12 protein-coding genes are annotated in these 13,537 nt (G+C 37.7%); 3 read left to right on the forward strand and 9 right to left on the reverse strand.

Features of this window, described 5'->3' with window-relative positions:
* Positions 1–179: 179 nt before the first annotated feature.
* The 6 genes from glnA to A5844_RS12305 all read right to left on the reverse strand — a co-directional run bounded on the left by glnA (position 180) and on the right by A5844_RS12305 (position 5,831).
* Positions 180–1,520, reverse strand: a complete 1,341-nt coding sequence (gene glnA / locus A5844_RS12280) for a type I glutamate--ammonia ligase (RefSeq protein WP_086285471.1) — start codon at positions 1,518–1,520, stop codon at positions 180–182.
* Positions 1,521–1,549: 29 nt separating this feature from the next.
* Positions 1,550–1,942 carry a MerR family transcriptional regulator gene (locus A5844_RS12285; RefSeq protein WP_086285472.1) on the reverse strand — a complete coding sequence of 131 codons (393 nt, stop codon included), beginning with the start codon at positions 1,940–1,942 and terminating at the stop codon, positions 1,550–1,552.
* A gap of 168 nt (positions 1,943–2,110) precedes the next feature.
* The gene (gene hflX / locus A5844_RS12290) at positions 2,111–3,349 is read right to left on the reverse strand and encodes a GTPase HflX (RefSeq protein WP_086285473.1); all 1,239 of its coding nucleotides are present in this window, start codon (positions 3,347–3,349) and stop codon (positions 2,111–2,113) included.
* Positions 3,342–4,274, reverse strand: a complete 933-nt coding sequence (miaA, locus tag A5844_RS12295) for a tRNA (adenosine(37)-N6)-dimethylallyltransferase MiaA (protein ID WP_086285474.1) — start codon at positions 4,272–4,274, stop codon at positions 3,342–3,344. The genes hflX and miaA overlap by 8 nt, the downstream gene beginning before the upstream one ends.
* Positions 4,275–4,281: 7 nt before the next feature.
* Entirely contained in the window at positions 4,282–5,016 is a 735-nt protein-coding gene (locus A5844_RS12300; protein WP_086285475.1) for a glycerophosphodiester phosphodiesterase, read from the reverse strand.
* Between the two features lie 287 nt (positions 5,017–5,303).
* On the reverse strand, positions 5,304–5,831 hold the full coding sequence (locus A5844_RS12305; RefSeq protein WP_086285476.1) for a PilN family protein: 528 nt from the start codon (positions 5,829–5,831) through the stop codon (positions 5,304–5,306).
* 180 nt (positions 5,832–6,011) lie between these two features.
* Here A5844_RS12305 and clpP point away from each other — a divergent pair, with 180 nt between their 5' ends.
* Positions 6,012–6,605 carry an ATP-dependent Clp endopeptidase proteolytic subunit ClpP gene (gene clpP, locus A5844_RS12310; RefSeq protein WP_002289402.1) on the forward strand — a complete coding sequence of 198 codons (594 nt, stop codon included), beginning with the start codon at positions 6,012–6,014 and terminating at the stop codon, positions 6,603–6,605.
* A 379-nt stretch (positions 6,606–6,984) separates the two neighbouring features.
* Here clpP and A5844_RS12315 read toward each other — a convergent pair whose 3' ends face one another.
* From A5844_RS12315 to efrA, 3 genes are all read right to left on the reverse strand, one after another.
* The gene (locus A5844_RS12315; RefSeq protein ID WP_086285477.1) at positions 6,985–7,479 is read right to left on the reverse strand and encodes a gamma carbonic anhydrase family protein; all 495 of its coding nucleotides are present in this window, start codon (positions 7,477–7,479) and stop codon (positions 6,985–6,987) included.
* Between the two features lie 160 nt (positions 7,480–7,639).
* The gene (efrB, locus tag A5844_RS12320; RefSeq protein ID WP_086285478.1) at positions 7,640–9,400 is read right to left on the reverse strand and encodes a multidrug efflux ABC transporter subunit EfrB; all 1,761 of its coding nucleotides are present in this window, start codon (positions 9,398–9,400) and stop codon (positions 7,640–7,642) included.
* Positions 9,397–11,127: a multidrug efflux ABC transporter subunit EfrA gene (gene efrA, locus A5844_RS12325; protein ID WP_086285479.1), complete on the reverse strand. Its 1,731-nt coding sequence runs from the start codon at positions 11,125–11,127 to the stop codon at positions 9,397–9,399. Before efrA ends, efrB begins: the two co-directional genes overlap by 4 nt.
* A 392-nt stretch (positions 11,128–11,519) precedes the next feature.
* On the opposite strand from efrA, the gene A5844_RS12330 reads away from it, so the two are divergent.
* Both A5844_RS12330 and rnjA read left to right on the forward strand, forming a co-directional pair.
* A complete protein-coding gene (locus A5844_RS12330) occupies positions 11,520–11,732 on the forward strand; it encodes a DNA-directed RNA polymerase subunit epsilon (RefSeq protein WP_086285480.1) in 213 nt (70 codons plus the stop codon).
* A gap of 1 nt (position 11,733) precedes the next feature.
* Entirely contained in the window at positions 11,734–13,413 is a 1,680-nt protein-coding gene (rnjA, locus tag A5844_RS12335; protein ID WP_086285481.1) for a ribonuclease J1, read from the forward strand.
* The last annotated feature ends 124 nt before the right edge of the window (positions 13,414–13,537 follow it).

A 13,537-nucleotide genomic window follows, 5' to 3' on the forward strand; every position in this document is an offset into this window, starting at 1 on the left:
ATTTTACGATTCCTCTGTCTACTCTCAGACCTTCTACCAACCTTAGCTTTTTCAGCCCAGATAGACGGTGTTCCACCAGCTGATCCTCATCACTAAGGCAGGAAATCGCAAAATATGGAAAACTATTTTACGATTTCCTGCCTTACTGCTCGGACAAAACGCTGGTGGAACAACCTTTTTTAATAAAGTTCCAAATATTGTTCTCTTTCCCATTCGGACACTGTTTGTCTGAAGGCTGCCCATTCAAGTCGTTTGGCTTCGACAAAATTGGCAAAGATATGTTGACCTAGTGCATCGATCATCACTTTGTCTTTTCTCAATTCTTTGATTGCATTATGAAGAGTGGACGGAAGATCTTGGATACTTGAAGCTTCTCGTTCTTCTTCATTCATCACGTAGATATTGCGATCAACTGCTGGTGGTGGTGTTAATTCATTACGGATACCATCTAATCCTGCTTGTAATAGTACAGCCATGGTCAAATATGGATTAGCTGATGGATCAACTGAACGCAACTCTAAGCGGGTGGATAAACCACGTGATTCAGGGACACGCACAAGTGGCGAACGGTTGCGTCCACTCCAAGCTACATAAACTGGTGCTTCATAGCCTGGCACTAAACGTTTGTATGAGTTGACTGTTGGATTGCAGACTGCTGTATAAGCACGAGCATGTTTCAATAATCCCCCTAAGAAATGATAAGCGGTTTGGCTAAGTTCCAAGTCGCCCTCTTTATCATAAAAGACATTTCCTTCACCATTAAATAGTGACATATTGCAATGCATTCCTGAACCATTGATACCAAATAGAGGTTTTGGCATAAAAGTCGCATGCAACCCATGCTTACGCGCAATGGTTTTTACAACTAATTTAAATGTTTGGATATTATCACAGGCATCTACTACATCTGCATATTTAAAGTCGATTTCATGTTGTCCCGGAGCTACTTCATGGTGAGAAGCTTCCACTTCAAAACCTAAGCTTTCTAACTCCAACACAATATCACGACGGCAATTTTCTCCTAAATCAGTTGGTGCAAAATCAAAGTAGCCACCTTTATCGTTCAAGTTTGTTGTAATACCGCCATCTTCATCTAACTTGAACAAGAAAAATTCTGGTTCTGGACCTAAGTTGAAAGAGGTGAAACCAAGTTCTCGCATATCTTTAAGTGCACGTTTCAAATTACCACGAGGATCACCAGCAAATGGTGTACCGTCTGGGTTATAAATATCACAAATCAATCGTGCGACTTTTCCGTGATCACTTTCCCAAGGGAAGATCATCCAGGTTGAAAGATCGGGATACAGATACATATCACTTTCTTCGATTCTGACAAATCCTTCGATCGAAGAACCGTCAAACATCATTTTATTGTCGAGTACTTTGTCGATTTGGCTAACTGGTACTTCTACATTTTTGATGGTGCCTAGAATATCTGTGAACATCAATCGTAAAAACCGTACATTCTCATCTTCAATGATTCGTTTAATTTCCTCGCCTGTGATTTGTTTCTTTACCATGGTATCCCTCTTCCTTTTATTTAGTTTATTCAGTCAAAGAATTGACGTTGTTGCAATCCCTGTGACTGATAATTCCCTGTATTCAAACCGCCTTGTGCTAAGATCTCATCACGAAAAATTTGGCGAACGTCATGATCGGTTAGCGGTTTTTTATTTTTTTCTTCTTGCTTTTTCGCCTGTGCCATCTCATAAACTCGTTTGATCCCCGCCATATTCAATCCATCAGAAAGATAATCTTTGATTTCCAATAAGATATCAATATCATTCAATGAATACATACGTCGGTTGCCTTCGCTTCTTTCTGGGTGTACAAAGTCTTGTTCTTCATAATATCTGATCTGTCTAGCAGTCAAATCAGTCAACTTCATAACTGTACCAATTGGGAAAACGGACATTGATCGGCGTAATTCTTTTTCTCCCATCTGACGTCTCCTTTCGTCTTATCAATTGAATAAAGTATACCAATCATAAAAAATGCTGTCAACCATCCATGTCAGGTTTTATTACATGGACGCTAGTTTTTTTTATAAAAAAACTTGATCAACTTCACTTAAAGTTGACCAAGTAATTATTGTATTCGTTTAAATAACCTAAAATAAATCATCTTTTTTTAGCCATTTTGACTGTTTCTTTGCAAAACCTTTTACCATGTAGCTATTTCTATCTTCCATAAAGTCTTCTTCTAATACTAACGTCTGTCTTCTCAACTCACTAAGCACCTGACCTCGATTGCTTGGTACAAGTCGTGTATAAGGAACAAGCAGCTCCATCAGTTGACGTTTGATAGCTGTTACTAATCGTTTTTTTCCATTCTCACTTTGTGCAGAAATCAGTACATTGGGAAATAAAGTAGGTGTGAATGTTTCAGCATCGATTTGATCCGCTTTATTATATACTGTTAAAACAGGCATTTCTTTCATATCCAATTCATCCATTAATTGTAAAACTGTTTGTTCTTGCAAGATTCGATCAGAGGAACTGGCATCTACGACATGCAACAATAAATCCATTCCTTGACTTTCTTCCAAGGTTGAATGAAAGGCATCAATCAACTGGGTAGGTAGATCTTGGATAAAACCAACAGTATCTGTAACAGTTATTTCAAATCCTTCGGCAAATTGCCATTTTTTAGTTAATGGATCGAGTGTCGCAAATAATTGATCTTTTGAATACGTCTTAGCCTCAGTCAACAAATTAAGAATCGTTGATTTTCCAGCATTCGTATAGCCAATCAAGCCAATTTGAAAAACTTCACTAGATTGTCTTTTTTGTCTATTTCTCATGCGGTGTGCTTCTACTGCTTTCAGCTCTCTTTTCACACCTAAAATTTTATTTCGAATGTGTCGACGGTCTGTTTCTAATTTTGTTTCCCCTGGTCCTCTTGTTCCAATCCCCCCACCAAGTCGTGACAAGGATTTCCCTTGACCAACCAATCGTGGCAGAAGGTATTCTAGTTGAGCTAACTCAACTTGTAACTTTCCTTCTTTAGAACGCGCTCGCATAGCAAAAATATCTAAGATCAATTGAACGCGATCAATTACTGGTAAGCCAACCGCTTCTGTAACCAATTGACTTTGACGTGGTGTCATTTCGTGATTGAAAATGATCAATTCCGCCTCATACGCATCGGCAAACTGGATCAATTCCTGCACTTTGCCTTTTCCAATGATCGTTTGTCGATCGACTTGGGGACGCTTTTGTGTCAACGTATATACAACTTCTCCATGAGCTGTATCCGTCAATTGACGTAATTCATCCATTGATTCTAAAAAATTTTGTTGATTCTGTTCAGTTTCTACACCAACAAGGATGACTTTTTCTTTACTCATGTTCTTGCTCCCCCTCTTTTAACCAATCATTGACCATTTGTTCGATTTCTTTGATAGTTGTGTCATCTGTCAATAAATCAAACCAGTTTACAGACATGCGATTCCGAAACCAAGTCAATTGGCGTTTTGCATATCGGCGAGAATGTAACTTGATATCTTCTGTTACTTCTTCAAGACTACGCTCTCCTTCAAAATATGGAAAGCATTCTTTATAGCCAATCCCTTGACTTGCTTGAACTTTTCCTAAATCATAAACAAATCTAGCTTCTGCAAGCAGTCCCTCGTCAATCATCTGATCCACTCGTTGATTGATTCGTTGATACAAGTATTCCCGCTTAGTATCTAATCCGATCATACAGTAATCATACAAACAGGTTGGTTCTTCTTTTGGCGCTAAGATACTATATCCTGTAACTTCTAAAACTTCTAAGGCACGGATCACTTTTCGCTGATTGTTCCAATGGATTTTTTCGGCAGCTAAAGGGTCTCGTTCCTTTAACAAATTCCAAAGGTCCTGTCTATCAATTTCTTCAGCTAACTGTTCATATTTTTGACGAACGATCGAGGCTCCTTCTTCTTTTGCTCCTAACTGATAGTCGTACAAGAGTGACTGAATATACAAACCGGTCCCCCCCACTACGATCGGCAAATGTCCCCGTGCAGTGATTTCAGTAATCAATTGACGTCCTGTTTTTTGAAAATCTGCTACTGAGTAATTCTGAACAGGTTCGATTACATCAATTAAATGATGCGGAACACCTGCCATTTCTGTCGGTTTGATTTTGGCTGTTCCAATATCGAGATGTTTGTAGATCTGCAAGGAATCTCCGCTAATGATCTCACCATTAAATTTTTTTGCTAATTCCACACTTAAAGCTGTTTTACCAACAGCTGTGGGGCCAACTATGACTAATACTTTTTCCATAATCCTCCTACTTTTTCGTAAATTGTTTTATATACAGTGCTCTTTCAGGAAAATCAGTGATGATTGAATCAATTGGTAGTTTAAAACTAGTTTCCAGATCAACTTTTTCATTGACTGTCCATGTTCGGATTTTTTTAGGGAATATTGCTAATTCATCCATATGTTCAAATAACCAGGAGGCTTTTGGGTGAATCCCTTCAATGTAAGAAAGCTGTTTTGCTGCTGCTAATTTTTCCTGAGAAGTACTCATCAAAAGATCAAGTTGCGCTCCTGGCTCAATCAAGGATAATCTTTCTAAAGAATGAAGGTTGAAACTACAATAAGCGTGCTGAAATGGCCAGTTTGTTTGGGTCATAAGAGCCGAAACTTTCGCTTCGATCCCTTCATATTCATACTTATCTGTTTTGATTTCGATCATCAACGTTCCTCGATAGTTTTTTTGCAGAAGTAGCGCCAATACTTCCTTTAAAGTAGGAACTTTTGTCGCTGGAAATTCTTTGCTGAACCAACTACCGGCATTTAATTTTTTAAGTTCTGTCAATGTTTTTTCGCGAATCAATCCTTTACCATTAGTGGTTCGATCCACGTTCTCATCATGCATAACAACCAGTTGATCATCTTTACTAAGATGGACATCCAATTCGATTCCATCTGCACCAACACGTACCGCTTCAGAAAAAGCAGGCAAGGTATTTTCAGGATGCGTCCCACTACTTCCTCGATGTGCATAGACTTGTATCATATCCTTCACTCCGATCACCTTTATTTTAACACAACAACAATAAGAGGCTAGAACAGAAGTATCTAACTCCGAAAAATAAGAAGAAATGCATGAAAATTGCTTTTCAAATTTTTTGAATTTCGGCTTATTTTCGAAGAAGTTGCTTGTGCTTTTGCTGTTTATACGTATTTAGAGCGTGGAATAAAAGTAAATAACCCTTTTATTCCACGCTCTTTCTAATAGATCGAATGATCAAAATAATTGCCAATAACATCCATTTTCTTATGACTTATCTAAATACCAAGATGTTAGCTCCAAACATCATCTTTTGAGAAAAAACCTATGGGTTGTCTTGTCACATTTTTCAGTTGTGCTTTTTTTTCATTGATCATTTCTGTCAAATTATCAGTAAAATTCTCTAAGATCACGCGCCCACCTTTGTAAGCGTACCCTCCAATTTTCATTGTCTCATCTGGCGAAAGAATGACTTTACGATGAGCAATATTCTTAAATAATTCATCTAAGATATAATTTGGCAAATAAAAATTATTTTGTGCGGAAAATGATTGTAGATAAGCAAAATCATCAATCGTGATGTAACAATCATCGAAAGCGTCAAAGCTCACATATTCCTCTAGTAAACTTGCACGTTTTTGCAAAATCTCATTGATTTTTTTATTCAACTGATTCAGTGTTTCAATTTCTTTGACTTTCAATTCTAACTCACGTCTACGTTTCTCTTTATTCTCAAAATGGCGCATTTGCATCGCCATACCAATATAAACTAAAATTGCACCGATTAATACGCCGATGAAACCTGCGATACCCACTATCACAAAAGATTCCCCCTTCTCTTTGATTTCCTTTTTATCATAACATAAACGGACATTATACGACTATCTCTATCAAAGTTTTTTCATTTGACCTTTATTGACCAAAAATGTATACTACTTGGTAGATATTCGAAATCATTTTATGTTACACTATTTCTAAAGAAATTAAGGAGGAACCTTATTATGAATTTAATTCCTACAGTTATCGAACAATCCTCACGTGGCGAAAGAGCCTATGATATTTACTCACGTTTATTAAAAGACCGTATCATCATGTTGAGTGGACAAGTCACAGATGATCTTGCAAATTCAATCATTGCGCAACTATTATTTTTAGATGCACAAGATTCAGAAAAAGATATCTACCTTTATATCAACTCTCCTGGTGGCTCAGTTACTGCTGGTATGGCCATTTACGACACAATGAACTTTGTTAAAGCAGATGTTCAAACTATCGTGATGGGAATGGCTGCTTCTATGGGTAGCTTCTTATTAACTGCTGGTACAAAAGGAAAACGATTTGCATTACCAAATGCAGAGATCATGATCCATCAACCACTAGGTGGCGCACAAGGTCAAGCAACAGAAATTGAAATTGCAGCTCGTCATATCTTACAAACTCGCGAACGTTTGAATAAGATTTTAGCAGAACGAACTGGTCAACCACTTGAAGTAATCGAAAAAGATACTGATCGTGATAACTATATGACTGCTGAACAAGCAAAAGCATATGGTTTGATTGATGAAGTTATGGAAAATAGTTCATCTTTAAACTAAAAGACTCTGGAATAGCTATGGTTTTCGATCTATAAAACGAAATAAACAGTATTCCATTAGCTGATTTTTAACAACCAGTAAAAACATACTAAGATTAGTGGGTAAGATATTCGACGGAATATCTTACCCACTATTTCTCTTAGTCGAGCGTGGGGCAAAAGTATGATTTACTCTTGTTTCACGCTCTAAATACGTATAAACGGCAGAATCAGAAGCAACTTCTTCGAAAATAAGCTGAATTTCATGAAAATTGCTTTTCAAATTTTTGTGGATTTCAGCTTATTTCTCGAGTTAACCACTTCTGTTCCAGCCTCTTTTTGTTTATGCAGCAGCAAAAAAGTATAACTCCTCCAATCTTAAGGAAACAGGTGAGTGATTGTTAATTATCTGCTTGCCATTCTTTATAAACACCTTGTGCATGTTTTTCGCCGATTTCAATATAATGAAGAATATTTTGCTTATTTTTTTCAATCTCTTCTTTTGTTAACGTGCGGATCACTTTTGCTGGTCGACCAAAAGCTAAAACATTCGGTGGGATCACTTTACCTTCTGTGACTAATGAACCGGCTCCAATCAAGCTGTTTTCTCCAATCACTGCATGATTTAGAATAGTGGAACCCATCCCAATCAAAGCACCTTTTTCAATCCTACATCCATGGATCATACATTGATGACCCACTGTCACATCATTTCCAATCGTTACCGGTGCATCATGGTCGACATGGATAATTGTACCATCTTGAATATTTGTTCCTGAACCGATTCGGATTGAATTACTATCTCCTCTTACTACTGCTTGGTACCAGATTGTCACATTTTCTCCCAAATCGACATCTCCAACTACTGTGGCATTTGATGCAACAAATTGTGTCATATGCTTCTCTTCCCCTCTCTTATTTTCATCAAAAAAACAGAAACAGGATTCACTAGTTTTAAGAAATAAGACAGAGAACCAATAGTAAAAACTATTTATTGATTCTCCGTCTTACTATTTAGGCTAAAACATTGCTGTTTCAATTTTTTAAGTTCTTTGATTACTCAGCCGCTTCAGCAAATTGGCTGTTATAAAGTTTTTCATAGAAGCCACCTTTAGCTAGTAGGCTTTCATGAGTCCCTTTTTCAATGATTTGCCCTTGATCCATAACTAAGATCAAGTCCGCTTCACGAATCGTAGATAATCGATGGGCAATCACAAAACTTGTGCGTCCTTCCATCACTCGATCCATTGCTTTTTGAATCAATGCTTCCAATCGTGTATCCACCGAACTCGTTGCTTCATCAAGAATCAAAATCTTAGGATCTGAAACAACCGCCCGAGCAATTGTCAGTAATTGTTTCTGACCAAGAGAAACATTCTCTCCTTCTGCGTTGATTTTCATCTCATAACCATCAGGCATCGTGCGAATAAAGTGATCAACATTGGCTGTTTTCGCTGCATCAACGACTTCATAGTCGGTTGCATCTAATTTCCCAAAACGGATATTATCCGCAATCGTTCCTTCATAAAGCCATGCATCCTGTAGTACCATGCCGAACAAGGAGCGAACATCACTACGACTCATCGCCTTTGTATCGATTCCATCGATTTTGATGGCTCCATGTGTCACGTCGTAAAAGCGCATCAATAAGTTGATCAACGTTGTTTTCCCTGCCCCAGTTGGTCCAACAACAGCTACCATTTGCCCTGCCTTCACCTCAAAATTCAAGTCTTGGATCAATGGTTTTTTCGGATCATAAGCAAAGTCCACATGTTCAAAGGAAACATTTCCATGGAATACTTCTGGCAATGGGATATCTGTTTTATTTTCTTTTTCTTCTGGTTCATCTAAAATCTCAAAAACCCGTTTCGTTGCTGCCGAAGCACTTTGTAAAACCGAAGATAATTGAGTGATATTTCCCATAGGTTGGCTGATTTGCCAAATGTATTGGATAAAAGCTTGTAATTGTCCAACCACGATGGCACCAGTGATTACATAGAAACTTCCTAATATCGCCATTCCAATATAAGTAGCATAGGCAGTCAACTGTACTAACGGCATCATCAAACCAGAAATAAATGCCGCTCTAAAACCAAAATATTTCAATGAATGATTGACTTTTTGGAATCCCTCAAACGTCTCTTTTTCACGACCATATACTTTTAATACACTAAACCCTGTCATGTTTTCTTGCACATAACCGTTTAGTTCACCAAGAGAATTTTGCATCTCTTGGAAATATTTTTGCGAAGCATTGATCACACGTTTAGATATCCATATCGATGCAGGGATCATGATCATTGAAATCAATGCCATGATTGGTTGGATATAAAACATCATCGCTGCTGCCATAGTGATTCCTAAAATGGCATTGACGATTCCAATAAATGCTTGTTGTAATGCGCCACTCACTGCATCAACGTCATTCGTGACACGAGATAAGATATTTCCTTGTTGATTCTTATCAAAATAAGAAACAGGTAAACGATTGATTTTTTCTTCGATGTCACGACGCAAATCTTTCATCGAACTTTGAACGACATTCGTCATTAATACACCTGAAAGCAATTGAGAAACACAATACCCAATTCCCACCACAGTGATCCAAATCAAACAATTGATGATATATGGGAATTTGATGGATTCATTATTCGCAAGGTTTCTACTGATTTCAGTTGTAGGTAACCCCACTACATAAGGAAGTGCCGCATTGAACAACACTGTTAGTACTGTAAATAATAATACGAATATAAAGGTCAAACGATAAGGCCGAATATAACGAGCTAAACGTTTAAAGGAAGCAAGCGTTGTTTTCATGCTAATTCCTCCTTCGATAATTGTGAAGCAGCAATATCATAATAGATTGGACAATTTTCTAATAATTCACGATGGGTTCCTATTCCCACCACTTCACCTTCATTTAAAACAATGATCTTATCAGCATGCATGATCGTTCCCACACGTTGTGCAACGATCAACACAGTCGATTCAGTGGTTTCTTTTTTCAATCTTGCACGAAGCTTTGCATCTGTCTGATAATCCAAAGCAGAAAAGCTATCATCAAAGATATAAATCTCCGGACGGCGGATGATCGCTCTCGCAATAGCTAAACGTTGTTTTTGTCCTCCAGAGAAATTCGTACCACCTTCAGAAAGAAGCTCATCATAGCCATCTGGTTTTTTTGAAATAAAATCTGTGGCCTGGGCAATTTCTGCAGCCCGTTCGATCTCTTCTTGTGTCGCATCTTCTTTCCCATACCGCATATTTTCTGCGATCGTTCCAGTGAACAACAGTGCTTTTTGAGGAATAAATCCAATTTTTTGTCTTAATTTACTCAAACGATAATCACGTACATCGACACCATCAATTAAGATTTCTCCCTCGCTGACATCATAAAAACGTGGAATCAATTGGATTAATGTTGATTTACCACTTCCTGTACTTCCGATAAATGCCACAGTCTCCCCAGGTGAAGCAGTAAAACTGACATTACGGATCACTGGTTCTTGAGAGTGTCCAGGGTAAGCAAACGTTACATTTTTAAATTCGATATAACCTTTTGTCTTCGTTTCTGTTACTCCATTTGGGTCTTCAACGATTGATGGGGATGCATCTAATGCTTCTTGGATACGTCCAGCAGATACAGCTGCTCGTGGATACATCATAAAAACACTTGCAAACAGCATGAATGAAAATAATGCATGGAAAATATACTCAATAAAAGCAATCAGATTACCGACTTGCAAAGTTCCTGCTTGAATTTGTAATGTCCCACTCCAAATGATCAATACCATCACGATATTGAATAAGAAATAAAACCCAGGTTGAGCAACTGCCATCAAGCGAAAGAGGCTCTTAGAGCTGGATGCGTAATTTTCATTTACTTTTTCAAAACGTTTTTCTTCAAATTTTTCATTTACGAACGCACGAATCACACGTAATCCGGATAAATTTTCACGTAAAATACTATTGATTCGATCTAAATTTTTCTGTTGGATTTTCGATAACGGTTCAGAAAACTTAGCGATGGCTAACACCGCTATCAGTAAGAAAGGCAAGGCTCCGATCACATAAAAGCCCAATGAAACACTTGTCCTCATAACCATATATAAGCTTACAACGAACATCATCGGTGTCATGAAACCAATTCTTAAAATATTTTGTAAAAACAACATGATTTGATAAGCATCATTCGTCGTTCGCGTAATCAACGAAGCGACTCCTAAAGTCTCATATTCTTGATGCGAATATGTTTGTATCTTTTTAAAAAGATCATCCCGAATATCAGCTACAATATTCGTTGTGATCCGTGAACCAAAATAACCTAATAATATATTCATAATGATTCCAATAACCGTGATCACGATCATTAGGATCCCTTGTTGTTTTACATAGTCAAAATCGTCATTACGAATGCCGACATCGATCATGCGCGCTAAAATAGTTGGTAAGCCTAATTCGATCAAGATAAAACCGAAAACACAAATAAAATTAAGTACCAAGTACTTTTTATAACGCATAGTGTAATGCCACATTAATTTCACTCAATCATCTCCTTTTAATGTCCCTAAATTTTTTACCCATTAATAGAAATATAGCACACTCATCTATTTAATAGAACACTTCTAATTCAAAAAGTAGCTGAAAGTCATGAAACGATCCACTCATACAATTTTTTATTTTACGATACTCGTTTTCTATACTTATCCAAGAACTTATGCTAAAATAGCAATTAACTATGTATCTATCCATATAGATGATCCGTATAAAAAATATTCCCATCGGATAAGCAAAAACTAGGCTTGTCTCTTTGAGTAAAATCAAACATTTTTCTCAAAGCATAAAAAAAACAGGTGGCTAGTCCCCTCGTTTTGTGATGTCCAAAAACTAATTTACGCTAAATTACTGCATGATGCAGATAAAGGAGACAAACACAATGATCTACAAAGTTTATTATCAAGAATCAAAAATTCGCAACCCTAAACGCGAAGAAACAAAAACGCTATATATCGAAGCAAACAGCGAAGTGGAAGCACGTCAGCGCGTAGAAGAAAATACCCCATACAACATTGAATTCGTACAACTTCTAGAAGGCAACCATCTAGACTACGAAAAAGAAAACGCAGCATTTACGCTAGTGGAGTTTTAAGATGAAACTTTCCATCAAAAATAATGAGACAGGTGTCTTTGCAATTGGTGGATTGGGGGAAATCGGGAAAAATACGTATGGGGTACAGTTTCAAGATGAAATCATTATCATTGATGCTGGAATTAAGTTTCCAGAAGATGAACTTCTTGGAATTGACTACGTGATTCCTGACTACAACTATATCGTACAAAACTTGCACAAAGTAAAAGCATTGGTCATCACCCATGGTCATGAAGATCATATTGGTGGGATTCCTTATTTGTTGAAACAAGCAAATATCCCGATCTATGCTGGTCCTCTTGCTTTAGCGTTGATCACGAATAAATTAGATGAACATGGCTTGCTGAGAGAAGCTCAACTAAATGAAATCAATGAAGATACGGTCATCCGTTTCAGAAAAACTTCGGTTAGCTTTTTCAGAACAACGCACAGTATTCCAGATGCACTAGGTGTCGTAGTCAAGACCCCTTCTGGTAATATCGTTGCCACTGGTGACTTTAAATTTGATTTCACGCCGGTGGGCGAACCAGCAAACTTACACAAAATGGCACGTATTGGTGAAGAAGGTGTTCTTTGCCTACTTTCTGATAGTACCAATGCAGAGATACCAACTTTTACTAAATCAGAAAAAACCATCGGACTCTCTATTTTAAAGATATTCGAAAAAATTGAAGGCAGAATCATTTTTGCTAGCTTTGCTTCAAACATTTTTCGTTTACAACAAGCTGCCGATGCAGCAGTAGCTACAGGTAGAAAAATTGCTGTCTTTGGTCGAAGCATGGAAAATGCAATCGTGAATGGGCAACGTCTTGGCTATATCAAAGTTCCAGATGGCACCTTCGTTGATGCTCATGAAATCAATCGCTTACCAGCGAACGAAACAATGATCTTATGTACAGGTTCTCAAGGAGAGCCTATGGCAGCTTTAAGCCGGATCGCAAATGGTACACATCGCCAGATCCAGATTCAACCTGATGATACAGTTATCTTTTCTAGTTCACCGATCCCAGGAAATACAACTAGCGTCAATCATCTGATCAATTTACTTTCTGAAGCAGGTGCTGATGTGATCCATGGTAAAATCAATAATATCCATACTTCCGGTCATGGTGGCCAAGAAGAACAAAAATTGATGCTTCGTTTGATGAAACCAAAATATTTTGTTCCTGTCCATGGTGAGTTTCGGATGTTGAAGATCCACGCTTCTTTAGCACAAGATACCGGAGTTCCTCCGGAAAACTGCTTTATCATGGAAAATGGTGATGTCTTAGCGTTGACCAATGACTCTGCTCGTTTAGCTGGTAAATTTATAGCTGGTGATGTTTATATCGACGGTAGTGGTATCGGTGATATCGGCAATGTCGTTTTAAGAGATCGCCACTTACTTTCAGAAGAAGGACTTGTTTTAGCAGTTGCTACTGTGGATATCAAGAAAAAAGAAATTTTAGCTGGTCCAGATATTCTCTCACGTGGTTTCGTTTATATGCGTGAATCTGGCGAAATGATCAATGAAGCACAACGTATTCTTTTCCATGCCTTACGAGAAGTACTGAATGCGCCTGATTGTTCAGAGCATAAACTTAAAGAAGCTATGGTCGGTGCCCTTCAACCTTTCTTATTTGATCGGACAGAAAGACATCCTATGATCATTCCAATGATTATGACTCCAGATAAAGAATAAAACTTAACCAATTGAAATAGCTCTTTGTGAGTCTGTTAGAATCATCTAAAACATCAAAGTGGGTAGCTTCTACTCACTTTGATGTTTTTTTGCAAGCCATTGCCCACCTTTTTCAAAAAAGATT

Origin of the sequence: Candidatus Enterococcus wittei, assembly GCF_002140175.1 — a bacterium.
GTDB lineage: Bacteria > Bacillota > Bacilli > Lactobacillales > Enterococcaceae > Enterococcus_B > Enterococcus_B wittei.

Excerpts from the sequence above, each read along its gene's own strand:
- glnA (WP_086285471.1), bottom strand. The coding sequence starts at position 1,520 with ATGGTAAAGAAACAAATCACAGGCGAGGAAATTAAACGAATCATTGAA.
- A5844_RS12285 (WP_086285472.1), bottom strand. The coding sequence starts at position 1,942 with ATGGGAGAAAAAGAATTACGCCGATCAATGTCCGTTTTCCCAATTGGT.
- hflX (WP_086285473.1), bottom strand. The coding sequence starts at position 3,349 with ATGAGTAAAGAAAAAGTCATCCTTGTTGGTGTAGAAACTGAACAGAAT.
- miaA (WP_086285474.1), bottom strand. The coding sequence starts at position 4,274 with ATGGAAAAAGTATTAGTCATAGTTGGCCCCACAGCTGTTGGTAAAACA.
- A5844_RS12300 (WP_086285475.1), bottom strand. The coding sequence starts at position 5,016 with ATGATACAAGTCTATGCACATCGAGGAAGTAGTGGGACGCATCCTGAA.
- clpP (WP_002289402.1), top strand. The coding sequence starts at position 6,012 with ATGAATTTAATTCCTACAGTTATCGAACAATCCTCACGTGGCGAAAGA.
- A5844_RS12315 (WP_086285477.1), bottom strand. The coding sequence starts at position 7,479 with ATGACACAATTTGTTGCATCAAATGCCACAGTAGTTGGAGATGTCGAT.
- efrB (WP_086285478.1), bottom strand. The coding sequence starts at position 9,400 with ATGAAAACAACGCTTGCTTCCTTTAAACGTTTAGCTCGTTATATTCGG.
- A5844_RS12330 (WP_086285480.1), top strand. The coding sequence starts at position 11,520 with ATGATCTACAAAGTTTATTATCAAGAATCAAAAATTCGCAACCCTAAA.
- rnjA (WP_086285481.1), top strand. The coding sequence starts at position 11,734 with ATGAAACTTTCCATCAAAAATAATGAGACAGGTGTCTTTGCAATTGGT.